18 protein-coding genes, 1 tRNA gene and 1 other annotated feature are annotated in these 25,069 nt (G+C 46.4%); of the genes, 10 read left to right on the top strand and 9 right to left on the bottom strand.

Annotated elements, in window-relative coordinates; genetic code table 11:
* Positions 1 to 154: 154 nt before the first annotated feature.
* From BT105_RS05385 to BT105_RS05395, 4 genes are all read left to right on the top strand, one after another.
* The gene (locus tag BT105_RS05385; protein WP_072299788.1) at positions 155 to 652 is read left to right on the top strand and encodes a GNAT family N-acetyltransferase; all 498 of its coding nucleotides are present in this window, start codon (positions 155 to 157) and stop codon (positions 650 to 652) included.
* Between the two features lie 229 nt (positions 653 to 881).
* Complete coding sequence (gene carB, locus BT105_RS05390; protein ID WP_072299789.1) at positions 882 to 4,103, top strand: carbamoyl-phosphate synthase large subunit; 3,222 nt, start codon at positions 882 to 884, stop codon at positions 4,101 to 4,103.
* A gap of 38 nt (positions 4,104 to 4,141) precedes the next feature.
* Entirely contained in the window at positions 4,142 to 4,291 is a 150-nt protein-coding gene (locus BT105_RS14980; RefSeq protein WP_177243934.1) for a hypothetical protein, read from the top strand.
* A 210-nt stretch (positions 4,292 to 4,501) separates the two neighbouring features.
* Positions 4,502 to 6,310 carry a hypothetical protein gene (locus tag BT105_RS05395; RefSeq protein ID WP_072299790.1) on the top strand — a complete coding sequence of 603 codons (1,809 nt, stop codon included), beginning with the start codon at positions 4,502 to 4,504 and terminating at the stop codon, positions 6,308 to 6,310.
* Positions 6,311 to 6,438: 128 nt separating this feature from the next.
* Here the strand turns inward: BT105_RS05395 and mscL are convergent, their stop codons facing one another.
* A complete protein-coding gene (mscL, locus tag BT105_RS05400; protein ID WP_072299791.1) occupies positions 6,439 to 6,837 on the bottom strand; it encodes a large conductance mechanosensitive channel protein MscL in 399 nt (132 codons plus the stop codon).
* A 37-nt stretch (positions 6,838 to 6,874) separates the two neighbouring features.
* Positions 6,875 to 8,428 (bottom strand): DUF7577 domain-containing protein, encoded by a 1,554-nt coding sequence (locus tag BT105_RS05405; RefSeq protein ID WP_072299792.1) that lies wholly within the window; start codon positions 8,426 to 8,428, stop codon positions 6,875 to 6,877.
* A gap of 511 nt (positions 8,429 to 8,939) precedes the next feature.
* Between BT105_RS05405 and BT105_RS05415 the strand changes: the two genes are divergently transcribed.
* Positions 8,940 to 10,052, top strand: coding sequence for a M15 family metallopeptidase (locus BT105_RS05415; RefSeq protein ID WP_072299794.1), 1,113 nt, complete (start codon positions 8,940 to 8,942; stop codon positions 10,050 to 10,052).
* Positions 10,053 to 10,192: 140 nt separating this feature from the next.
* Here BT105_RS05415 and BT105_RS05420 read toward each other — a convergent pair whose 3' ends face one another.
* On the bottom strand, positions 10,193 to 11,971 hold the full coding sequence (locus BT105_RS05420; protein WP_081367808.1) for a peptidoglycan DD-metalloendopeptidase family protein: 1,779 nt from the start codon (positions 11,969 to 11,971) through the stop codon (positions 10,193 to 10,195).
* A 205-nt stretch (positions 11,972 to 12,176) separates the two neighbouring features.
* Between BT105_RS05420 and BT105_RS05425 the strand changes: the two genes are divergently transcribed.
* On the top strand, positions 12,177 to 12,701 hold the full coding sequence (locus BT105_RS05425; RefSeq protein ID WP_028515097.1) for an S-ribosylhomocysteine lyase: 525 nt from the start codon (positions 12,177 to 12,179) through the stop codon (positions 12,699 to 12,701).
* A gap of 307 nt (positions 12,702 to 13,008) precedes the next feature.
* Here the strand turns inward: BT105_RS05425 and BT105_RS05430 are convergent, their stop codons facing one another.
* The 3 genes from BT105_RS05430 to BT105_RS05440 form a co-directional block, all read right to left on the bottom strand.
* On the bottom strand, positions 13,009 to 13,860 hold the full coding sequence (locus tag BT105_RS05430) for an RluA family pseudouridine synthase (RefSeq protein ID WP_072299795.1): 852 nt from the start codon (positions 13,858 to 13,860) through the stop codon (positions 13,009 to 13,011).
* The gene (locus BT105_RS05435) at positions 13,757 to 14,563 is read right to left on the bottom strand and encodes a hypothetical protein (protein WP_177243935.1); all 807 of its coding nucleotides are present in this window, start codon (positions 14,561 to 14,563) and stop codon (positions 13,757 to 13,759) included. The genes BT105_RS05430 and BT105_RS05435 overlap by 104 nt, the downstream gene beginning before the upstream one ends.
* A 183-nt stretch (positions 14,564 to 14,746) precedes the next feature.
* A complete protein-coding gene (locus BT105_RS05440; RefSeq protein ID WP_072299797.1) occupies positions 14,747 to 15,388 on the bottom strand; it encodes a histidine phosphatase family protein in 642 nt (213 codons plus the stop codon).
* A gap of 211 nt (positions 15,389 to 15,599) precedes the next feature.
* Between BT105_RS05440 and BT105_RS05445 the strand changes: the two genes are divergently transcribed.
* Entirely contained in the window at positions 15,600 to 16,316 is a 717-nt protein-coding gene (locus BT105_RS05445; protein WP_024861164.1) for a helix-turn-helix domain-containing protein, read from the top strand.
* A 239-nt stretch (positions 16,317 to 16,555) separates the two neighbouring features.
* Positions 16,556 to 16,806: a binding site (T-box leader), on the top strand.
* 86 nt (positions 16,807 to 16,892) lie between these two features.
* Positions 16,893 to 18,269, top strand: a complete 1,377-nt coding sequence (locus tag BT105_RS05450; RefSeq protein ID WP_072300048.1) for a TrpB-like pyridoxal phosphate-dependent enzyme — start codon at positions 16,893 to 16,895, stop codon at positions 18,267 to 18,269.
* Positions 18,270 to 18,492: 223 nt separating this feature from the next.
* Here the strand turns inward: BT105_RS05450 and BT105_RS14985 are convergent, their stop codons facing one another.
* The 3 genes from BT105_RS14985 to BT105_RS05465 form a co-directional block, all read right to left on the bottom strand.
* On the bottom strand, positions 18,493 to 20,970 hold the full coding sequence (locus BT105_RS14985) for a dockerin type I repeat-containing protein (RefSeq protein ID WP_072299798.1): 2,478 nt from the start codon (positions 20,968 to 20,970) through the stop codon (positions 18,493 to 18,495).
* A 184-nt stretch (positions 20,971 to 21,154) separates the two neighbouring features.
* Positions 21,155 to 21,859, bottom strand: a complete 705-nt coding sequence (locus BT105_RS05460; RefSeq protein ID WP_072299799.1) for a hypothetical protein — start codon at positions 21,857 to 21,859, stop codon at positions 21,155 to 21,157.
* A 199-nt stretch (positions 21,860 to 22,058) separates the two neighbouring features.
* Positions 22,059 to 22,721: a hypothetical protein gene (locus BT105_RS05465; RefSeq protein WP_072299800.1), complete on the bottom strand. Its 663-nt coding sequence runs from the start codon at positions 22,719 to 22,721 to the stop codon at positions 22,059 to 22,061.
* Between the two features lie 346 nt (positions 22,722 to 23,067).
* On the opposite strand from BT105_RS05465, the gene BT105_RS05470 reads away from it, so the two are divergent.
* Both BT105_RS05470 and BT105_RS05475 read left to right on the top strand, forming a co-directional pair.
* On the top strand, positions 23,068 to 24,204 hold the full coding sequence (locus tag BT105_RS05470) for a substrate-binding domain-containing protein (RefSeq protein WP_072299801.1): 1,137 nt from the start codon (positions 23,068 to 23,070) through the stop codon (positions 24,202 to 24,204).
* Positions 24,205 to 24,910: 706 nt separating this feature from the next.
* A tRNA-Thr gene (locus tag BT105_RS05475) sits at positions 24,911 to 24,983 on the top strand.
* Positions 24,984 to 25,069: the final 86 nt, after the last annotated feature.

Genomic DNA, 25,069 nt, shown 5'->3' on the forward strand with positions numbered 1-25,069 from the left:
GGGGCTGATGCCTACATCAGCCCGCCAAATATTCAAAACCAACGGGGCGATGTGGGCATCGCCCCCTACATTTTTAATTTCGCATTACGAATATTTTTATTCGGGCGAGCGGAACTCGCCCCTACAATTACGCATTGAATAAAGAGGTGTTACTATGAGATTAAGACCATACATACCGAGCCACGACTTCGACGCAATAAAAAACTGGGTGACAGACGAAAGAACAAATGCTATGTGGAGCGCAAATCATGCTCCCTACCCTCTTGAAAAGACAGCTTTTGACCAGTTTCTCGCGGATATGTACGAAAAACACGGGGACTGCCCTTTTGTTGCCACAACAGACGACGGGATTGTGGTCGGTTTCTTATGCTGCGGCGTATGCTCAAAGACCAATGAAGCTATGCTCGCCTTTGTGATGATAGATCCTGCACAGCGTGGAAAGGGCTATGGCAGGGAAATGATACAGCTTGCCACGGAATACTGCATAGATATACTGAAAGCGGACGCGGTACAGCTCAATGTGTTCAGCGTAAATGAAAGGGCGCGGAAGTGCTATGAGAGCGCAGGCTTTGCCGAGAGGATAACCACTCCCGAGGCATTTGCCTTCAGGGACGAAAAATGGGGCAGGACAAATATGCTTTTCAGCCGTTAGATTTTGAGGACGTACATGGTGCGTCCTTTTTGTTTTATAAACAGCCGACAGTCAAAGTTCAACAGTGGGATTTTTGCAGTTTTCCTAAAATTATTCCGCACATCAAGGGGATTTTCTGTATTGCATTTTTCCTTGGATTATGATATTATATAAGGTAAGAAGTTGCGCCATGACGTTTCATGGCAAATATATCAACGTACATTTCCCGTGTACGAGTCAGGAGAATAATATGCCAAAAAGACAGGATATTAACAAGATCATGATAATCGGTTCAGGTCCTATCATCATCGGACAGGCTTGCGAATTCGACTACTCAGGTACTCAGGCTTGCAAGGCTCTGCGCAAGCTGGGCTATGAGATAGTTCTCGTAAACTCAAACCCTGCTACTATCATGACAGATCCCGATGTTGCTGATATTACTTACATCGAGCCCCTCAACCTCGAAAGACTTACTCAGATAATCGAAAAGGAACGTCCTGACGCTCTCCTCCCTAACCTCGGCGGTCAGTCCGGTCTTAACCTCTGCTCAGAGCTGGATCAGGCAGGCGTGCTCAAAAAGTACGGCGTGCAGGTAATCGGCGTTCAGGTAGACGCTATCGAGCGCGGTGAGGACCGTATCGAATTCAAGAACGCTATGAGCGCTCTCGGTATCGGTATGCCAAAGAGCGAGGTAGCTTACTCTGTTGACGAGGCTGTAAAGATAGCTGAAAAGCTGAAATATCCTGTAGTTCTTCGTCCTGCCTACACCATGGGCGGCGCAGGCGGCGGAATGGTTTACAATGTAGATGAATTAAAGGTAGTCTGTGAAAGAGGCTTACAGGCTTCTCTCGTTGGACAGGTACTTGTCGAGGAGTGTATCTTCGGCTGGGAAGAGCTGGAGCTCGAGGTTGTCCGCGACGCTGAGAACAACAAGATAACTGTATGCTTCATCGAGAACATTGATCCTATCGGTGTTCACACAGGCGATTCGTTCTGTTCAGCACCTATGCTCACTATCCCTGAGGACGTTCAGAAGACTCTTCAGGATATGTCATACAAGATAATCGAGTCAATCGAGGTCATCGGCGGCTGTAACTGTCAGTTCGCACGCGATCCCGAGACAGGACGTATCGTTGTTATCGAGATAAACCCAAGAACCTCACGTTCTTCGGCTCTCGCTTCAAAGGCTACAGGCTTCCCGATAGCTCTCGTATCGGCTATGCTTGCCTGCGGTCTTACACTTAAAGACATCGAGTGCGGCAAGTACGGTACTCTTGACAAGTACGTTCCCGACGGTGACTACATCGTTATCAAGTTCGCTCGCTGGGCTTTCGAGAAGTTCAAGGGCGCTGAGGACAAGCTTGGCACACAGATGAGAGCTGTCGGCGAAGTAATGAGCATCGGCAAGACCTACAAGGAGGCTTTCCAGAAGGCTATCCGTTCACTGGAGACAGGAAGATACGGTCTCGGCTTTGCAAAGAACTTCAACAGCATGACCAAGGAAGAGCTCCTTGCACAGCTCCGTTACCCAACAAGCGAGAGACAGTTCGTTATGTATGAAGCTCTCCGCAAGGGCGCTACAATAGATGAGCTCCACGACCTCACAAAGATAAAGAAGTACTTCATTGAGCAGATGAAGGAGCTTGTTGACGAGGAGGAGGCTCTCCTCAAGAACAAGGGCGCTGTTCCTGCAAACGACGTTCTGAAGCAGGCTAAGCTTGACGGCTTCTCAGACCGTTACCTCAGCTCTCTCCTTGAAGTTTCCGAGGAGGAGATAAGAAACGCTCGTATGGCTATCGGCGTAAAGGAAGCATGGGAGGGCATTCACGTAAGCGGTACAAAGGACGCTGCTTACTACTACTCCACATATCACCTTGACGAGGACAAGAGCCCTGTAAGCACAGAAAAGCCAAAGATAATGATCCTCGGCGGCGGTCCTAACAGAATCGGTCAGGGTATCGAGTTCGACTACTGCTGCGTTCACGCTGCACTTGCTCTTAAAAAGCTTGGCTTCGAGTCGATAATCGTAAACTGCAACCCTGAGACGGTTTCCACTGACTATGATACATCTGACAAGCTCTATTTCGAGCCTCTTACACTTGAAGATGTACTTGCTATACACGAAAAGGAGAAGCCTGTAGGCGTTATCGCTCAGTTCGGCGGACAGACTCCTCTCAACCTTGCAAACGACCTCAAAAAGTACGGCGTAAATATCCTCGGTACAACTCCCGAGACTATCGACCTTGCTGAGGACAGAGACCACTTCCGCGCTATGATGGACAAGCTGGGCATTCCTATGCCTGAGGCTGGTATGGCTGTAAACGCTGACGAGGCTATCGCTATCGCAAACAAGATAGGCTATCCTGTAATGGTTCGTCCTTCATACGTTCTCGGCGGACGCGGAATGGAGATAGTTCACGATGACGAGATGATGAGAGTTTACATGAATGCGGCTGTCGGCGTAACTCCTGACAGACCTATCCTCATCGACCGTTTCCTCAACCACGCTACAGAGTGTGAGGCTGACGCTATTTCCGACGGCACACACTGCTTCGTTCCATGCGTTATGGAGCATATCGAGCTTGCAGGCATACATTCGGGCGACTCCGCTTGTATCCTGCCTTCAAAGAACCTCACAGAGAAGCAGGTAGCTACTATCAAGGAGTACACCAAGAAGATAGCTGTAGAGATGAACGTTTGCGGTCTTATGAATATGCAGTACGCTATCGAGGGCGATACAGTTTACGTTCTCGAAGCTAATCCCCGTGCTTCAAGAACAGTTCCGCTGGTATCAAAGGTTTGCGACATCAACATGGTTAGAATTGCTACCGATATAATCACATCAAAGCTCACAGGCAGACCTTCGCCTGTTCCTGAGCTCAAGGATAAGAAGATCGGTCACTACGGCGTAAAGGAAGCTGTATTCCCGTTCAATATGTTCCAGGAGGTAGATCCTCTCCTCGGACCTGAGATGCGTTCAACAGGTGAAGTTCTCGGTATCTCACCTTCCTTCGGCGAGGCTTACTACAAGGCTCAGGAGGCTACAAAGAACAAGCTTCCTCTCGAGGGAACAGTTCTCCTCAGCGTATGCGAGAGAGACAAGCCCGAGCTTATCGACATCGCTAAGTCCTTCCACGAGCTCGGTTTCCACATCATCGCTACAGGCAGAAGCTATGAGATGATAAAGGAAGCAGGTATCCCATGCGACAAGATATTCAAGATCTACGAGGGACGTCCGAATATCGCTGACGAGATCGCAAACGGCGAGATACAGATGATAATCAATACTCCCGCAGGCAAGACCAGCGTTCACGACGACAGCTATATCCGTAAGGCTGCAATCAAGCACAGAGTTCCTTACATGACAACAATGGCTGCTGCAAAGGCAAGTGCAGAGGGTATCAAGGCTATCAAGAACAATACTCACCTCGGAGTCAAGTCGCTTCAGGCTCATCACGCTGATATCAAGTAATAATTATAAGATCCGCTTCAAACGAAGCGGATTTTTTTATGTGTATTACAAGGGCGGATATTATCCGCCCGTTTTTTGTATCCGATACTTATGAGGTCGGCGGAACTCCCAACAGGAGCCGCGCCCCTCTGTCCTTCGGACATCTCCCCACACTGTGGGGAGTCACCGCCCCTACAGCTAACGGCTGACGGCTCGATTGGTAGGATAACTTTAGTTAAAGAAGTGACATATGTCATTTTTTTAGTGACAAATGTCATTCAGAAAGTGACAAATGACACCTTTTCAGGCTCCGATGAACGTGATATAATAAGACCATACCACACAGGGGGAACAAAGTTCAGGCGCCGAACTTGTTTATAAAAATATCAGGTTTATTTTAAAAATGGAGGTTGTCAGATATGAAAAATTTATCGAAAAAAGTATTAAGTATACTTTCTACTGCCGTATTGTTCTGCGGCGCCAGTGCTATCCCTGCAAGTGCAGCAGAGCCAGATGAACCAACAACAGCAGCTTATACTCAGATAACAAGGGAAAAAGGCCTTATAAAGGATTTTGAGCTGGCGAAGGAGAATGATATTGCAAATGAGCTTGAGTTTGAAATGGCAATCAAGGGAAACGAACTCACACCTATCGTTACTACAACTACTGCTCCCGTAAAGGAAATTGTGACTTTGCAAACTCTTCCTTCGGATGTATTCAAACCACAAAAGACAGGGCTTACAGGTTTAAGACCGCTCAGAACTACAACTACAACAACGACTACGACTACAACAACCACTACCCAGACAGCAACGTGCAAGCTCTCATATCATCTTAATACTACAAGCGGTCAGCTGAACAGCAGCGTCAGCCAGATCGATATGAAGCTTATCAAGAATTCCGATTGCTCGATACCGGAAGGCTATAGCGTCATATATCAGTGGTACAAGGACGGCGGAGCTATCAGCGGAGCTTCATCTGATAGTCATCCTGCAACAAGAGCAGGCAGCTATCACTGTGTAATAAAAGCATTTCGCCTTGCCAGAGGCGGACTTGTTCTTGCAGATTCATTCACAACAGAAAAATGCGTTGTAACAGAAAAGTTTGAAATAAAGACACAGCCCAAGAGCGGTTATATCTACAAGAGCGGCGATACCTATCCGCTTTCTGTTGAGGTTGAGGGCGGCACAGCGCCATATAAGTATGAGTGGACAAAGAACGGTACTGTAGTAGGCAGGAATCAGACCTATAAAGCTACATCGGGCGGCACATACAGATGCAAGATAACCGACAGCAAGGGCAGTACCTTAACAAGCAATTATGCTTATGTTACCGAGAACTTCCTCAGAATAACAAGACAGCCCAAGGACGTTGTTATCTGTGACGAGAACGGCAGATATATCTCCGTAGGCGTAAGCGGCGGCAAAGCACCTTATTCATATAAGTGGTATTCGGGCAATACAGTTATCGGAACAACTTCATCTGTCAAGGTAACCAATCCCGGCACATATTACTGCGTTATCACAGATTCACTCAATTCCAGGGTAACAACCAATAAAGTCAAGGCAACTATCAATTTCTACAGCCTCAAGCAGGGACTTCCCAAGACATACAACATCGAAAACACAAGAACTGTAAAGGATTTCACAGTATCAGTACAGGGCGGTACAGGCTATTACCAGTATGTATGGCAGGTAGCAGATATCAACAGCAACGCATGGACTGAGTTCTACAAAAGCGATATAACAACATCAACATCAAATACAAGAACTATCTACCTCAATGCATACAACAAGAAGTATCAGTGCATAATCCGCAGCATGGACGGCAATACTATCGCATCATCAGTAAGAAGCGGCGTTATGAATGTAACAAGACCTCTTAAGGTTACAGAGGTGAAGCAGTATAAAGAAAACGGATATTACTATGTTGACTTTAAGGTAGAGGGCGGATATGGCAGCTACAGCACAACAGGCGTTTATTCATATCTTGGCTCAAATGTTTACAGAACAAGGGCAAAGATAGTAGATTACTATATAGGCAGCGGCAGCACATATGAATCCGGTCCCGGCTGGTATGTAAGAACATTCTACGATCATTATGTACAGAATGCTTCTATTGTTTTCCAGGTAACTGATGCAGCAGGAAATACGGTAAATAAGAGCGAAAAACGTCAGGTCGGCAGCTACAGTGTTAAGACAGATCAGGACGTATGGGCTAATTTCTGATAAAGATAATTTGTAATAATTCTTATTAAGGGTTCAATGAGATGAACAAAGCCTCCGCAATAGCGGAGGCTTTGTGCTGTATACGGATAATACGCAAAAAGGACGCCCAATGGGCGTCCCTGCACTAATTACTTCTTCTCGTTCTGTGCCTTGAGAAGGTCTCTTATCTCAGTGAGAAGAACCTCTTCCTTTGGAGGCTCAGCAGGCTTTTCCTCTGCCTTCTTCTTGCCGATAGACATTACCTTGTTTACTGCCTTGACCATGAGGAAAATGCAGAATGCCATGATGAGGAAGTTGATGATAGCTGTGATAAAGTGTCCCCAGTTAAGGTACTGACCTGTATCACCAAGCTTTATTCTTCCTGCTACCTCTGCGCCGCCGATACAAGCGATGAGAGGATTGATGAAGTCCTCAGTGAGGGCTGTAACAATGTTTCCGAATGCGGCACCGATGATAACACCGACAGCCATATCCATTACGTTGCCTTTGAGTGCGAATTCCTTGAATTCCTGTAAAAACTTCTTCATTTTTTACAACATCTCCTTGATAGATATAAAATAAAATTTATTTAATTTCCGGCAAGCCGGGAATTTCCGCTAAGTTAGTCTTTTTAGCCTTCATTTCTTCGGGAAGTTCTATAGCGTCTATTTCGTCGTTATAGGTCTTGGCTTTCTTTGGCATAGCCTCTACAGCGCGATCAGGCTGAGCCATAAGCGACTCCTGGCGTGTGACCGAGTTCATTTCAAGGTCTGCGGCGTTGGCCTGTTTGGTTCCGCCCATGAGGTTCCATGATTTGCTGTCCTCTTTAGCGCGGAGCTGATTTGCGTCGACGTTTTTGGTTACGCCCATGTAGTTGAGGTGGAGTGAATCCTGCTTTGCTCTCAGTTCGTCGGCGTTTGCAGTACCTGCAGAGCGCATGAAATACTTGCTGTACTTGTCAGACTCGTTCTTTTTGAGGTCTCTTGCGTCAACAAGGGGAGTATCGCTCATATACGCCTGATTCTTCTTCTCAAAGCGTTTCATGCCCTCTATCTCGTTGCCGCGCTTTCCGAAGAAATCGTCTGCTGAGTCCATTTCGGCGTGTTCTGTAGCCTTGCCGCCGTCGAAAAACTCCCAGAAATCGTCGGGGACTTCGACCTTTTCCTTGTCCTCAACGGGAGGAGCAGCGGGCTCGGGCTCAGGATGTTCCATAGGAGTCTGAGCGAATACCATAGGCTGACCGTAAACGGGCATACCGTTCTGGTCATAGCCGATTATCTGAGGCTGACCGTACATCATGGGCTGACCGTAAATGGGCATACCGTTCTGGTCATAGCCGATTATCTGGGGCTGAGCGTACATGACGGGCTGACCGTAGACGGGGTTGCCGCTCTGGTCGTATCCGATGAGCTGAGGCTGAGCGTACATCATGGGCTGACCGTAAACTGGCATACCGTTCATCTGAGCGCCGCCCTGCGGTGGGACGCCCTGTACAGCACCCTGCGGAGCAGGTATTCCTGCCATAGCTCCGCCCTGTGGGGGAAGTCCCTGCATAGCGCCCTGAGGAGCAGGTATTCCTGCCATAGCTCCGCCCTGTGGGGGAAGCCCCTGCATAGCGCCTTGTGGGGCAGGTATTCCTGCCATAGCTCCGCCCTGAGGTGGGATACCCTGCATAGCGCCCTGTGGGGCAGGTATTCCTGCCATGGCTCCCTGCGGAGGAAGCCCCTGCATCATGCCCTGAGGCGGTATTCCTGCCATTCCGCCCTGTGGACGGAAGCCTGCATTCTGCATCTGTGCCTGTCTTACAGCCTTTGTTTGTTCGGGGAGTGTGACTCTTCCAGTGTCAAGGTGAGGTATAAATGGCTCGTCAATACTGCTGAAATCAAATTCCTCGTCGGAATCGTTCAGTTCGGCTGCTGTATATAAGTCGGAGGACGAATCTCTCGAAGGTTTATCGCTGATAGTGAAGGTGCCGCTGCCGAGGGTAAAACCGCCGTTTGCAGAATCTTCTTCAGAATGATAGCCGCCCATATCGACCTGTTCAATATTAATATCCTGCGGATTTTCAAGGTTGACGCCGCATTTCACGCAGAACCTGAAACCCGCTTCGTTTGCTGTTCCGCACTGTGGACATTTCATAAACATCACTCCTTATAGCGAAAATACAGAAAAAACACAGAGCCATCATAGCTTGGAGCGGTGGTTTGTAAAGCCGCTCATATACGGCTCTGCCTATACTTTCACAAATATATTATAGCATTAATTTAATTCATTTTCAAGCGTTTTTAAGGGCTTCATAAAAGATTGTGCAATACGGTGATGAACATGGGTGGTTTTTTGTATACATTAACGTTATATGCAGAATGTATGGGAAATCTGTCCCTTTACGGGAGATAATACAGGTGCAGACCTTGTCGAAAAAGCACAGTTTTTCTGCCATATATTTGAGCATATACCGCAATTTTACAAATATAACTCAGAAAGGCTGTTTTTTTGCCGCGAAATATGATATAATGTTCGTTGTACGAACATTGTATCATGATTTAATTGTCCCGATATTCGTAAAAGAGAGATATAGAAAGAACAAAAGCTGCGGGAGCTTTATGGACTCCCAGAAAGAGCTGCAAACGGCAGCAGAATGGAGAGACGTATGTCTAAAAATAAAAAGATAAGCAAGGAAAAAAGCATAAGACGTGCCAAGACTATGACAGAAATAGTCATAAGCCTTGTTCTTGTCGGAGCAGGCGGCTTTTTTGTCAGAAATGCACTGAAGGAAGCCAAGGAGGTACAGACCTCCCCTTATTTTGACGATAAGGATATAGAGGCAACGGATAACGAGAGCACTACTGTTCCCGATCCTAACCAGATAATATTTGAATCAAAGTCAGTTGATACCAAGGACAAGTTCCGCGGAGACCTTATCCTTGTAAACGAGGATCACGAGTACTACAGCGGCGACGAGGATCTTGTCAGCATTATAGAGATGAATGAGGAGAACTCCTATACCTGTTTCTCGGCAGTAGATTCCACCTATACCATACTCCGTCAGGTCTATGAGCCAATGGCGCGTATGATACAGGATTTCTCTGACCAGTACAACAACGACAAGCTCATAATCTACGGCTCATACCGTACCAAGGAGTTCCAGCAGCAGCTCTATGACGATGATGTTGCCCAGTCCGAGGACGGAAAGTCCACAAAGGTGGCAAAGCCTGGCTTCAGTGAGCATGAATCGGGACTTGCTTTCGATTTCACAGAGGCTGATAACTACGATTACGACGGCACAGGCGATTATGCGTGGCTCAATGCGAACTGCTATAAATACGGCTTTATCGTCCGCTACAGAAAGGCTAAGGAAAAGATAACCAAGATAGAGGACGAGCCGTGGCATTTCCGCTATGTAGGCGTTCCCCATGCCTATTATATGGACTCCAACGACCTTTGTCTTGAGGAGTACATCGACCTTATACGCAATCACCCGTATGACGGCGAGCACCTTGAATTCAAGGACGACAAGGACGTGGAATATGAGGTATACTTCGTTAAGTCCGACGACGGCGCGGAAAAGACAACAGTTCCTGTGCCAAACGGCTTAAGATACGAGATATCGGGAAATAACGTTGACGGCTTTATCGTTACGGTGTACAAGAACAAGAAACCGCTTGTTGAGGAAGTTTCTACCAAGTCCTTTGAGGACGTATCCGTGACAAATACAGAGAACGAGACCGACAGCGAGGAGACCACTGACGAAACAGAAGAATAACATGACGGGCGTGACTTGTGTCACGCCCGCTTTTACGTAATAAGTAACCAACGGGACGCCGAGGGCGGCGTCCCCTACATCATAGTTCTACTCACTAATCACTAAAAACAGCCTTAGAGTTCATCTCTAAGGCTGTTTTGTCAGTTCTTCTTATTCTTTTTGTCCTTATCCTTGCTGTCCTTTTTGTCTCTGTCGTCGTTGAAGCTGTCAACAGTGTTCAGATACAGCGCAGGATCAAGGCATATACCCTCATGGCGCACCTCAAAGTGACAGTGCGAGCCGTCGGAGTTACCTGTGTTTCCGACCTCTCCGATAAGCTGACCGCGTGCTACGAACTGTCCCTCAGTTACCAGAACAGCGCTCATATGACCGTATACCGTCTGATAGCCGTCGGTATGACCTATCTGTACGAAATAGCCGTAGCCGCCTGTGTTCCAGCCTGCGGAAACTACCTCGCCGTCGGCTGCCGCGTATATCTCTGTACCTGTGCTTGCGGCGATATCCATACCCTTGTGGTTTCTTGTGCCGCCGAATATATCGCTTACCCAGCCGCCGTCAACAGGCCAGCCGAATTCGCCCGAGCCCGTAAGAACAGTGCTTGAGCTGTCAGGTCTTGCGGCGTAAATGCCTATTCCTATTTTTTCGACAACAGGCTCACGGGTTATCTTTGTGCTTATGGTCTTGCGCGAGTACTCCTTGCCGTCGATGTATGTTACCTCGATGTGGCTTGTCTTTTCGCCGCGTCTGCCCTTTACAAGGATATCCCTTACACCTTCGTTGAGGGAGCTGGTCTCCACCTCGATAGTCTCATAATCAAGGAAGGATATAGGATCTATCTCACGGACGTACTGTATAGGCAGATAGCTCTCGGTCTCGACAACGTTTACAAAAGTGCCCTTGCGGCAGTTGTTCTTGATATCGGGGTTGAGCTCTATGAGCTTGTCGTAATCCATGTTGTATTTCTGGGCTATAGTAGCTGCTGTATCACCGTTTTTCGCAATGTAAACGGCTTTTTTCTCCTTGGAGGAGGTCAGCAGGTCGATTGCTTCCTGTTTTTCCATGACGCTGTCCGCAAGGTAGATACCGTGAGAGTACTCGATACTGTTCTTGTACTCGATGTTCTTGACTATGCCGTCTATGCGGAAGTTGAGTATCCTCTCGTTAAGGGCGTCCTGTATAGGCTCCTTATCCTTGACAGCGCCGATGAATTTGCCGTCGATATAGATGCCGTAGGCTTCTGTAAGGGCGTGGTCTGAGGCTTCAAGCATTTCGTTGGCAAGCTGAGCCGAGGAGACTATAGTGTCGTTTTCATTTATGATCTTCAGCGAATACTTAGCCGAAAGGTCAATGGGCTCGTCGCTGTCGTGGTATGCGATTCTTTGCTGGACTTCGCGCTCGGCTTCCTCAAAGTCAGCCTCTGCGGTTATCATACCTATCTCTCTGCCGTTGTACTCAACGCTCAGACCGTATTCAAGTCCCGAGCCGTAGCGGATAATGCCCACAAGGAACACTATTGAAAGAGTTGGCAGGATATAGTTGAAGGCGGTGTAGAAAACTCCGTCCTCGCCGAAAAGATATGAGCACCAGAACTCAAAGAGAGCCTTTTTGTACTCCTCTGCGCCTTCTTTTTTTGCTTTGTTGACCTTTCTGGTCATGTCCTTGTTTATATTGAAGCGCTCGCGGAAGGGCGCTGTAAGCTCCTTTAAAACCCAGAGGAAGAATTTCAGTATAGAAACGCCAAGGCTGAGAAGCTCGGAAAGAATGAACTTAACGCTTTTCAGCAGTCCTGTGAAAACAGCCGTGATAGTTTTTGCGGCAAAGCGTCCGAATTTTTCAAAAAAGCCCGAATTACTGCGTGAATATGACTTCTGCGGTTCGCCGTAGCGCCTGTAGAATTCCTCGCGGCTTTTTCTGTTCATTGCACCGTCTCCTTTCTTCCTTTTTACGTAAGCAAATTATATTATAACACATTTTATTTGAAATATCAAGAAATATGCTAAAAAAGAGTAATCCTACAAAACATATCGGAAAAGTTTCTGCATTTCTATTGACAGGGCAAAAGGGGTATGATATAATGTAAATGTTGAAAAAAACAATGTTTTTCATTTGAAAGGAGATATAAATATGGACCTTATACCCAGCTTTTCCGTTGACCACACTAAGATAATCCCCGGTATCTATGTCAGCAGAGTAGATACTCTTGGAGATAATATGATAACTACTTATGACGTGAGAGTCACAAGACCAAATATCGAGCCTCCCGTTGATGTGGCTGCAATGCACACTCTGGAGCACCTTATCGCTACATACTTGAGAAACGACGATGAATGGAAGGATCAGGTAATATACTGGGGACCAATGGGCTGTCTGACTGGTTTTTATCTTATCCTTAAAGGCAACCACAAGCCAAGTGAGGTGTGCGGACTGCTCATCAAGGCGTTCAGATCAGTCGAGGACGCAGAAGATGTTCCCGGTTCATCAGCAGTAAACTGCGGCAATTACCTTATGCATAATCTTGTATTTGCTAAATGGTATGCACGCAAATTCGCTGATTACCTGACCGAGAATGCAAACGATCCCAAGATATTCGAGTATCCCAAGTCCGAAAGACTTGTTACCGATGATGGACGTAATTTCTATGATTCATGATATAAACTATCCCCGAAGCGCTAACCGTGATACTCATATAGAAGTTTATAGTTATTTATCGGGGGAAACCTTTCTGAGGAAAGGTTCTCCCCCGAACCCCTTTCCAAAGACTTTTAGCTGATTTTTTCTATAATAGAGCCCCCTATAGTAATATAGGGGGGCAAGTTTTTTTATGGGCTCTATTATAGAAAAAATGAAATAACGGTCTTGAAAAAGATACGAGAAAAGCCTTTTATCAAAAGAGTTCTCTCAATAATAAGCATAAAATTTCTGTGTAAGTACTATGTTTACCGCTTCGGGGATAGTTTTATGTATGGTCAAACAGTCTTTTTATATCCTCGGGCAGTTCTGAGGTAACGGTAACAGGTTCACCTGTCAGCGGCTCGCGGAAGCTTAGCTGACCGCAGTGGAGCGCCTGCCTCGGTATATCGTCGCGGAGTCCGCCGTAGAGGTCGTCGCCTGCGAGGGGAGCTCCGATATGAGCGAAGTGCACCCTTATCTGGTGGGTACGGCCTGTTTCGAGGTGTATCTCCGCAAGGGAGTACCTCTCGTTCATCATCAGCCGCTTGTAATGGGTAACGGCTCGCTGTCCGTCCTCGCGGACGCAACGCAGAATTATGGACTCGCGCTCTCTGGCTATGGGAGCGTCTATAGTGCCGCTTTCGGGGATAGCTCCGTGTACAGCGGCGTAGTAGACCTTCTCACAGCAGCCCTGCAAGAGCTTTGCTGCGTGGGCGTCCTTGGCTATTATGCAGAGCCCCGAGGTGTCGCGGTCGAGCCTGTTCACCGAGCGGAATGTGAGCTCGGGATAGAGAGAAGCAAAGTAATTCCCGAGAGTGTCGCCCTGATGACGAATGGACGGGTGTACGGGCATACCGCTGGGCTTGTTGAACACCACAAGGCTGTCGTTTTCATAGGCTATCGGCACATTAAGGCTTGGATTCGGCTCTAAGAAGCTGTCGTCCTCAAGATTCAGGACTATTACCTCGCCTTTTTGAACCATATCTATGCTGCGGACAAGCTGACCGTTTCGGGTAATGCCGCCCTCCTGCCGTTTAAGCTTCGTCAGCAGCCGCCTTGATACGCCTTTTTTTGCCAAAAGGAATTTTTCCAGAGTTATGGGACTTTCGGCGTCTACCGTAAGCTCTATCTGCTTCAAGGTATTCGTCCTCCTTGATAAAAATGTCGATACTGAGTGAAAAAGCGGTCATCAGCTTTGTAAGTGCGTAGGGAAGTCCTGCAATTGTCAGCATTTGGGGCAGGTACACCGCCAGAAGCCGCAGTAATACGCTTTTTCTGCCGCGCATGAAGCCTACCGAGAATATCATAGCCCTAAAAGCTGTCATCTTCGGGAATCGCACTAAAATGTAAGGCACAGCGGCAAAGCAGAGCTTCAGCGAAAGCCATAAAATGACCGATACTCCTGTGAGAAACAGGGCGTTTGCCGCAAGAAAAGCCTCCCGAGGGCTCAGCTTTTCGCCTGTTAGTCCGTATGCGGCAGTTCCGAAGAACACCGCAGGAGCAAGTGCAAGAAGTCCCACGGCTTTTGTCCACAGCGCCGCGGAAATGCTGCGTTTGAAGGTGCATTTTCTCAGCAGTATCCGCGAAAAGGCTTCACAGCGCTTTTGCGGCAGCTCCGAGGTCATTCCGTAAAGGCGGTACGCCGCCGCATACATAAGGGGAGCTGTAGTCAGCAGCCGCAGAAGCGTGCTCGCCGCTGTTACTCCCAGCTGTACGGGACTGCTGCCGCCGAAGAGCCGTATAGGCTCGATATTGCCGAAATACAGCAGCATACTGTACACCGCCGCCTCTGCGAAGCGGAAGAAGAGCTCCGCGCCGAGAGGGAGAATGCATATCATCATAGTCCGTGCCCGTCTGCCCATGAGCAAGCCACGTGAAAAGCGGATAAGCTCCCGAATTTTCATATCTGCGCCTCCGAAAAATGGTTTTGCAGATATTATTGCCAAAGCATGGCATATTATTCAGAGGCGTTTATATTTGTTTTTCGGCTTGCGGACTGCCAAAAGCAGCCCCCCACAGATTTATCAATACTCGTCGTCGGCTTCGTCAAGCTTCTCGTAGGGGCAGTAGCCAAGTATCTCGAATGCCTGTGAATTCAGCCACATCTGAGCTGTTACCATGAGCTCGAAGCCCATTCCGAAGTCGCAGCTGAGCGTTTTCGGATCGTACTTGGGCAGTCCGAAGCAGCTGAGCATATTTGAGATGATACCGCCGTGAGTGATAACGGCGCAGTGGGTGAGCCCCGACTCCATCATGTCCATGATTATGGCGTGGAGCGCTTTATAGCAGCGGGCGGTCATTTCCTCAAGACTTTCGCCGTTCGGGGGACGGTTGTCCTTGCCGCCGCGGAGCCACTTGTTGTAGTCCTCGCGCTTTGCAAGCTCGTCAATGCTCTTGTTTTCAAAATCGCCGAAATCAAGCTCTCTCAGGTCGTCCACGGGGACTACCTCAGTGTAGGGAAAGAGTATATCGGCGGTCTCGGTACATCGTTTGAGGGGCGAGGTGTATACCCTGTGAACGGTGGGGTAGTCAAATTCGTCCATTTTTGCAGCAAGGTCTGCTGCGCCCTTATTGGAAAGGGGCAGGTCAGTGCTGCCGATGTAAACGCCCTTTTCGTTTGCCTCCGTCATGCCGTGACGGAGAATACTTATCCTGTAACCTTTCATGACTTCTCCTTTGCGTTGAATATATCGGCAATCATACCGATAGGATAATATGCACAAAAATACTGCTCGTTTTTTTAACTGTTAGTAAAATTCACGAAAAATACTACAAATTTCCACGAATAGTTTCACGTTTTTGTGTATTTACAAATTATACATTTTGTATTATAATAATAGTAACAGATTTTAAAATAATCTTTTAGGAGGAATTTCAATGAACTCGGATTTCGCAAGAATAATAACACTGCAGCGTAAGGAAAGACACATCAGTCAGAAGCAGGCTGCTACAGATCTGGGCATATCTCAGGCACTGCTCTCTCACTATGAAAAGGGTATCAGAGAATGTGGTCTGAATTTCCTTGTTAAGATCGCTGATTACTATAATGTTTCCTGTGACTATCTCCTTGGAAGAACTCCAGAGCCCGAGGGCAAGACTATCACTATCGAGGATATCCCTGATGACGACGGAAACAACAGCATGAAGATGCCTTCACCCGAGATCATCAACTTCAACAGACGTATCATCAACAACTCTATCAGTCTGCTCTTCAGCCTTGCGCAGAAGGCTAACAGCATTACTCTTATCAAAGAGGTTTCATCATATCTTATGCTGTCTGTTTACAAGCTTTTCCGTATCGTTTACAACGCAAATCCTCATAATGACCAGAAGCTTTTCCGCATACCCAAGGTCATCGCAAACGACAGTGCAAATGCTATCGTATCCATGAGTGAAGCCAACATCAAAGCCGCGTCCAGCGGAATCGCCCTTGACGGCAACGACTGCGTCGATAATTTCGATACCCTCTATGTTACTACTGCGACCTTGCAGAAGGACTACGCCCAGTACTCGTCATCGCTCCTTAACCTTATCAAGCGCAGTGAGGAAAGTATCTCGCGCACCCGTGCAAAGTACAGAAGCGATATCAAGTGACCGCCTGTCCGCAAGGACTGTTATACTATTATATCACGTTTGCAGGCAGTTGAAAAGTCCTTTTTTGATATTTGATATACCGTTTTCCATTGATATTTATCTGAAAAGGCGATATAATGCGTGATATTTTGAAGCTTCACAACAGTTTTTTTCTGCTCATCGCCTAAATATTCGGCGCTTTTGGAGAATTTGGACCTATCCCCTTGACATCATGGCTCTGCTGTGTTACAATTTACAGTAGTAAACCGATGAAGAAGTGTAAGTAGCTCTTGTGTGAGCATTTCAGAGAGCCTGCGGCGGGTGTGAGCAGGTATGCGAAACAGGTGTGAATGGGCTTCCGAGGGCGAGCCGAAGAGGGGGAAAGGCTCCTTGTGTAGGTAAGACGCAGAGGTCTGCGTTAACAAAACCTTTGTATTTACGTACAAACTGAGAGGACGCAAAGGCGTCAAGCAGGGTGGCACCGCAGAAGTATACAGCTTCTGTCCCAGCATTTTTGCAGGGACAGAAGCTTTTTTATGTCCCGATATATACGCCGATAAATATTTTTATTTCAGAAAAGGAGATATTATTATGTCAATGTCAGATGAAAAGATCCCTTACAAAATTTATCTTGAGGAGAACGAGCTTCCTAAGCAGTGGTACAATGTACGCGCTGATATGAAGAAGAAGCCTGCTCCCCTTCTTAATCCTGCTACAGGCAAGCCCTGTACATTAGAGGACCTCAGCCGCGTTTTCTGCGAGGAACTTGCTAAGCAGGAGCTTGACGAGGATACACCTTATATCGACATTCCTAAGGAGATACAGGACTTCTACAAGATGTTCCGTCCGTCTCCTCTCGTAAGAGCTTACTTCCTTGAGAAGAAGCTTGGCACACCTGCTAAGATCTACTACAAGTTCGAGGGCAACAACACCAGCGGAAGCCACAAGCTCAACTCCGCTATCGCTCAGGCTTACTACGCTAAGAAGCAGGGACTCAAGGGCGTTACTACAGAGACAGGCGCTGGTCAGTGGGGTACAGCTCTTTCAATGGCTTGCTCATACTTCGACCTCGACTGCAACGTATACATGGTTAAGGTAAGCTTCGAGCAGAAGCCTTTCCGCCGCGAGGTTATGCGTACATACGGCGCAAAAGTAACTCCTTCTCCTTCAACCACAACTGAGGTAGGAAGAAAGATCCTTGAGGAATTCCCCGGCACAGGCGGAAGCCTTGGCTGCGCTATCTCCGAGGCTGTTGAGGCTGCTACAACAAAGGAAGGCTACCGTTACGTTCTCGGAAGCGTTCTTGCACAGGTACTCCTCCACCAGTCTATCATCGGTCTTGAAGCAAAGGCTGCTATGGACAAGTACAACATCAAGCCTGATATCATCATCGGCTGCGCAGGCGGCGGTTCCAACCTTGGCGGACTTATCTCACCATTCATGGGCGAAAAGCTCCGCGGCGAAGCTGATTACCGCTTCATCGCTGTTGAGCCTGCTTCATGCCCAAGCCTTACAAGAGGTACATACGCTTACGACTTCTGCGACACAGGTAAGGTTTGCCCTCTCCAGAAGATGTATACACTGGGCAGCGGCTTCATGCCTTCACCAAACCACGCAGGCGGTCTCCGTTACCACGGCATGAGCGCTACACTCTCAGAGCTCTACGATCAGGGACTCATGGAGGCTACTTCCGTTGAGCAGACAGCTGTATTCGCGGCTGCTGAGATGTTCGCAAGAGTTGAGGGTATCCTTCCTGCTCCTGAGAGCAGCCACGCTATCCGCGTTGCTATCGACGAGGCTCTCAAGTGCAAGGAGACAGGCGAGGAGAAGACTATCCTCTTTGGTCTTACAGGTACAGGCTACTTTGATATGTACGCTTACGGCGCATACAACGACGGCAAGATGAGCGACTATATCCCGACTGACGAGGAAATTGCAAAGTCAATTGCAAATCTTCCTAAGATCGAGGGCTGATATTGAAAAAAGGACTTCCGCAGGGAAGTCCTTTTTTAGCCGTTAACCGTTAACCTGTAGGGGCGATGCCTAACAGGCACCCGTACCCTCTGTCCTGCGGACATCTCCCTGTACTACAGGGAGTCACCCACATCGCCCCGTGAGTTGCGAATCAATATGACGGGCTGATGTGGGCATCAGCCCCTACAAAAAAGCTCCGCGTTTGCGGAGCTTTTTGCGATTATTATTCAACTGCAAAAAATTCGACTAATTTAAGGTCGATATTCTTTTCTTTAAGGAAGTTTTCCAGCTGTGTGCGAGTTTTTTCAGAATCAGCGTACTTTACAAGAACAGTCTTGTTTTTTAAGTCTGCTTCTTCATCTGTAGGATCAATGCTTGCATTGATATTGTTTTCGAGAATATAGCAGTACAGCAGGGCTCTTATCTTGTTGAGCTCTGTGTCGCTGTCTATTTTGTAGGGGATAGACTTTATAAGGCTGCTGTCGATGTCGGAAGACTTCAAAAACGCACCATAACGTGCAGCATAGCTTGTATCAGCGGTATTTACCTGTATAAATACATACTTATCCGCAAACTGCTCGGGCATTTTGTCTCTTGGGATAACCGAATAGTCTATCTTTTCGGCGGTAAAGAAGTCAGATAGCTGCTGTCTTATTATTTCAAGATCTGATGTGTCAGCTGCCGTTATGCTGAATTTCTCGCCGTCCTTGACTTCCATATATCGCAAGCCGTCAGAGCCGTCTGCTATATAGACAATGTCATTTCCTGCGATTTTAAAGCGGTTGGTGATAGTTTTTCCTTCGCCCTCGTTTTTCTCGGTAAGGATAACAGTATCTCCCGATATTTTCCATGTTCCTCCGCCGAGATAGCTGCTCAGAACTCCCGGAGAATATAAAAATGTACCGTCTTCATTGAATTCGATATTGCAGTAGCCGCCGAAGCCTTCTTTTTCATAATAAAACTTCTTTCCTGCCAGTGAAGCGCTGCCAGCCTTTTTGAATGTGACCGATAAAACTCCCTTGGTATTTTTGTCGGTCTTGGTGATGACGAGAGTTCCGAGGTCTGCGGTCTTGCCGTTTTCCTCGCCTGTTACCTTTACCTCGGCTTTATAGTCGTCGGAGAGTTTTCCGTTCTCGGGAGCAAAGCATACCTCGCCGCTTCTGCCTACAGTGTAGGACTTGCCCACCTCGTCGACAGAGCCTAAACCGCCGCCTTTATAGTTGAATATTCTGAATTTGCCGTTTTCAGTGCTGACAGTAACAGGATATTTTGGCGACTCAAACTTGAACCACACGCCCATTCCGTTAAGGGAGCTGCTTGCCTGATCGTAGCTGCTCACCATAGTCTCGTCGGCTTTCATTTCAACATATTCCGAGCCGTTTTGCGGGATAAGAGTATTGAGCTTGATAGTCAGCTTTTCGCATTCTTCGATACCGAGAAGCTTCCTCTGTATAGCCAGTGCATCACCGACAGTAAGTCCGTTTCCGTCCATATCACTGTTTATCTTGCCTTGCTCGGTAAGATGATGCTCTGCTGTACCGTCTATGCCATATTTATTAGGATTTGCCATAGCCTGCATAATGAGAACAACGTCTGCCATATCAACCTGACCGTCGCAGTTTGCGTCGCCCTTTAATACTTCTGGCACGTCCGAGACTACAGTTACATTATGTACATAGACAAACTGTGGAGGATTAGTCTCAAGTATACCGCCTATGTATGTGATTTCAAGCTTCATGCCTTGAGTTGGTTTTATATCGCCAAGATATCTTAATGACAAATTGAACCTATCATAACTTTTAAGTTCTTCCGATCCTTCAACCGGCTTTACAATAACAGTATTTTCGTTTATTTCCATAACCGTTGCCGTCACCTTAACAGTTGCTGTTTCAAGTAAAAATGAAACAACATCATCTATACGGACATCGACGCCATTTTGGTCTTTATAAACCATGAAGATGTCTATTGGACTTTTAGGCGGATTACCTGTAAGAAGGAGAGAATAGGTATCATCTATGACGAATTTATATTGCTGATTTCCGTTATTGTCAGGCAGACGCTCTCCCTTGAAATCTTTGAAATCTGCCCATGAAAGCTCAAGGCGATTTCTGAGACATATCTCCCATACATCATCAAGCGTCATTATTTTGCCTTCCTCCAACACACCAAGATCCTTGATCGTTGAATCGGTAGTTGTTGTTGGAACAGTTGTAGTAGTTTTGGCTGTTGTAGTTGTCGCTTTTGCAGTTGTGGTAGTTGTTTTAGCTGTTGTCGTTGTCGTTTTTGCGGCTGTGGTTGTGGTAACAGTGTCTGTTTTTGCGTATTTGCTTATGAATGCACTGACATCGCCTGTTTTCACATCGACGTATGTCTCGGTGTCTTTGTAGCAAAGCCATACTACCTCGGGACGGTAATTCGGCTCGCCGCCTACCACAAGGAAGAGATCATTGCCCAGCTCTATTTTTGCGAATCTGGAATAGGCAATGGTACTGCGCCATTTTACGTTAAAGCCCGAAAAGTCGGACCAGTCCAGCTTCTTGCCCTTTTTTGAGAGCTCCTGTACGTCGTCGAGAGTCATATTCTTTACTGTCTGCGATGTATCGCTGTCAGCGGCGATAACTTGTGCGGGCATAACATTGGGTGCAGCCGCGCTTCCGAAGCATATAGCCGCCAGCGCCAAGGCTATAATTTTATTTTTCATAGTATCAGCTCCTTTTCTTGATGTATTCCCGTTCCGTATTTATTCATTTCTTTCTTTTATAATACAATATAAGTACCGAAAAATCAATAGTTTTTTGTTAATGACGAAAAAAATAATGTATAAACCATATAGCGGCAGAGCTAAGAAAAAAGCGGTGATAAATTTCTTTACCACCGCCTTTGAATTATCTTCTGTTTTCTGCTTCGCCGTTGATGCTGAATGAACTTGCTTTCCAGAGACCGTTCTCCTTGACAGCCTTTACAACCATTGTGGAATCTGATCCGTAATCGTCGAAGTTAGCTGTTATAGTGAATGAATCATCTGTAACGTCTGAGATCACAGGATCGCTGTTGAATGAGAAGCCGCAGCCTCTTGCGCCCTGCAAGAACCACAGTGAGCCCTCGCTGTCTGTGAACATTGCAGGCTCGCCCTCATAAATACATTTATATCTTGATTCAAGGAGACTTCCGCATACTGCGTCTGTAACGTATTTCTTCACATCTTCAACGGAGCTGAAACGTGAGTCTGTTACCTTTGTGTATGGGTACTTGTTATCAACGTTGAGAACTGTGCTCTCGTCTACCTCTACGCTTGAACCGCCGCAGATATAATCAATTGAATTAAGGTTGTTGAGAACCCTTGCTGCCTCTGCGATAAGCTCGCCTGAAACAGCTGATGTTGCTGCCTGACTTGCAGGAGCTGTTGTGTCAGCCTGTGCCTCTGTGCTCTCCTCGCTCGCAGCCGCTGTTGCTTCCTCTGTAGGTGCAGCGGTAGTTGCAGGCTGTGCATTTGAGCTGCTGCTGCCTGTGCCGACGCTTTTGCCGCATGAAGCAAGACTGCCGCATATCATTGCAGAAGCTATGATGCACATTATAATTCTTTTTTTCATAATGTTCCCTCTTTCTTTAGGTAAAAAAGCTTGTTTATACGAATACAAGATATATGATACACGTTTTTTTCAAAATATTCAAGTCGAATTATTCACAAACTTTATCTGAGAGTGCGTGATTTTTAGTGTAAAATAGCCCTGATTTACGCTGTGATTTCGTATTATGTATCAAAAAAAGCTCCCGTCGGGAGCTTTTTTCTTACTTTATTTTCTTGATATGTCTGTACTTAAAGCGTCTTATCCAATAATATATCATGGAGAAGAAGTCCTTGCCGAAGAATATTATGATATTTATTATTGAGAGTATAATGAATATTCTCGTTAAGTTGTCGCCCTTGATAAAATCGTACAGCAGTATGATACCGTCAACGAGTGCCAGCCATTTTGCCTTTATCGGTATAACAAAGAACGCCAGAAGCTGTTCGTTTGGGAACAGTATAGCAAATGCAAGGAACAGACTCAGATTAAGGTAATAGCTGGTAGCGTAGCCCATTATGAAGCCTGCGGCGATACAGCCGATAACGCCTGTAAAGTAGAATATATTGAACTTGAAAGCGCCCCATTTGTATTCCAGCGATGAACCCATGAACCAGTAAAAATACAGTATGATCGGGATAAGTATGAACAGCGTCGAAGGCGGCATGAACACGAATGACAAGACTCGCCATACCTCTCCTTGAAGTATCTTGTAACGGTTGAACGAGATCAGCTCCAGCAGATTTACGTTGTTGTTGGGATTGGTTGCGAGTATAATGCTTGCTATCCACACAACAGACATTGCAAGAACTATATAGAGCATGAGGTTGGAGATAGCGAATTTTCGGCATTTGCGCTCGATCTTATTTAATAATTGATTCAGCATGATGATTCCTCAGTTTTTAATATTTTTTTTAGTATATCATGAGTTTGGTGCTTTGTCAAGGCGAAAAATGCGTTTTGATGCCTCATATGTCACGGCTTCGCCGATAAGCTTCGAATATAAACGGTGGGGCGTTCATATGCATATCTATATAGGTGCTTCAAGGTAAAATATAACTGTTTGAACATATATCAGTGTTTTTGCTCAGTCAGGAGCAAAGGTTTTGAATGTTTTACACAAATCATCAGCCCCAACCTTGACATATTGTGTTTTATATAGTAAAATATAATATAAGAAGGCATAGTGAAAATGATTTTTAGGGGTATTAAAATTTAAGGAGGATTTCTCTATGAAAAAATTATTAGCTGCTGCGGCTGCACTGGCTATCGGATGCTCAGTGGCTTCATGCGGTGAAAAGAAAACCGATTCTCAGACGACAAACAGTGACACAAAAAAGACTATCGGCATTGCAATGCCTACCAAGGAGCTTGAGCGCTGGAACAGCGACGGCGAATCACTGAAGTCTCAGTTTGAAAAGGCAGGATATAAGGTTGACCTCAGGTTCTCGGAGAACAACGCCGACAAGCAGAATGAGGATATCAGCGGTATGCTCAGCGACGGTGTTGATCTGCTCCTTATCGCCGCAGTTGACGGAAGTACCCTTTCTGATACTCTCGCAGGCGCAAAGGAAAAGAATATTCCTGTAGTCGCTTATGACCGCCTTATCATGAACACCGGCGCTCTTACATACTATATTTCATTTGATAACCTTACTGTAGGAAAGCTTCAGGGCGAATACGTAAGAGATCAGCTTCACCTGATAAGCACGACAACTGAGTATAATATCGAGTTCGTTGCAGGCGATGAAGGCGATAATAACGCACGTTACTTCTTTAACGGCGCGTATGATGTTCTAAAGCCTTATGTGGACAACGGAACCCTGCATATACTCTCAGGCAAAAATGCCTTTGAGCAGGTCGCTACCATTGGCTGGACTACAGAAAATGCAGAAAAGAATATGAAGGAGACTCTTGCATCATATTATAATGACGATAAGAGTCTGGATATAGTTCTCTGCGCTAACGATTCAACTGCCCTCGGAGTTGCAAACGCTTTAGCTTCCGATTATAAGGGCGGTAATACTCCTATAATCACAGGTCAGGACGGCGATATCGCTAATCTTAAAAATATCGTCGACGGAAAGCAGTCAATGACAGTTTATAAGAATGTTAACGATGAGGCTGCTGTTGCTTTCGGCGTGTGTAAAATGCTCCTTGACGGCGGTATCCCTACAGCTAAGCTGACAGAAAGCTTCGGCGATGTCAAGGTAAATTACGATAGCGAGTCCTACAATAACGGCGTAAAATATATACAGTCTTATCTGCTGGTTCCTTATGTTATCACTAAGGATAATTTACAGCTTCTTGTAGATACAGGAAACTTTAAGTGGGACAGCGAAAATAAATACATCGAAGCCGCAAAATAAGCATTATACAAAAGGACTTCCGATAGGAAGTCCTTTTTTCTGCCTGCTGTAAATAAGGGAGAAGTACTTGACTTTTCACAGGCTTTAGTGTATAATATTAATGTTGCGAATGCATATTGGGTGAGCATAGTTTGCGAAAGAAATATGAAGTAATGGAAGCGTATGCGAACAGAACGACTTATTTCTGACCGACAATTAGTAAGTCTTAACCCTAAAATTTAGCACAGTTGGTAGTGCAGCGAATTTGCTGAGCAGACGACCGCTGCCGGTGGCAGATGAAGGGAGTTTGCGAAGGGAAGAAATATGGAGCAATGAGAGCGAAAGCGAAGCAGTGCGACTTATTTCTGACCGGATATGAGCAGGTCTCGGACTGAAAATAAAGCGACAGCCGTGCAGCACCTTACAAATTCAAAAATTTAATATGCTTGTGTAGCACAGCTCCCCGTGCAGCGAATTTGCTGAGCAGACGACCGCTGCCAGTGGCAGATGAAGGGAGTTCGCGAAGGGAAGAAATATGGAGCAATGAGAGCGAAAGCGAAGCAGTGCGACTTATTTCTGACCGGATATGAGCAGGTCTCGGACTGAAAATAAAGCGACAACCGTGCAGCACCCTTACAAATTTAAAAATTTAATAATGCTTGTGTAGCACAGTTGGTAGTGCAGCTCATTCGTAATGGACAAGTCTTATCCCTAAAATTTAATATTTGCTTGTGTAGCACAGCTGGTAGTGCAGCGCATTCGTAATGCGCAGGTCGCAGGTTCGAATCCCGTCACAAGCTCTTAAAAATCGCATAACTACGCAGTTTAATGGCTGCGTAGTTATTTTTTTCGCATTTTTCTGTTGACCACAATAGATTTGGTCAAC

The organism is Ruminococcus flavefaciens, assembly GCF_900119075.1.
GTDB classification, from domain to species: domain Bacteria; phylum Bacillota; class Clostridia; order Oscillospirales; family Ruminococcaceae; genus Ruminococcus; species Ruminococcus flavefaciens_Q.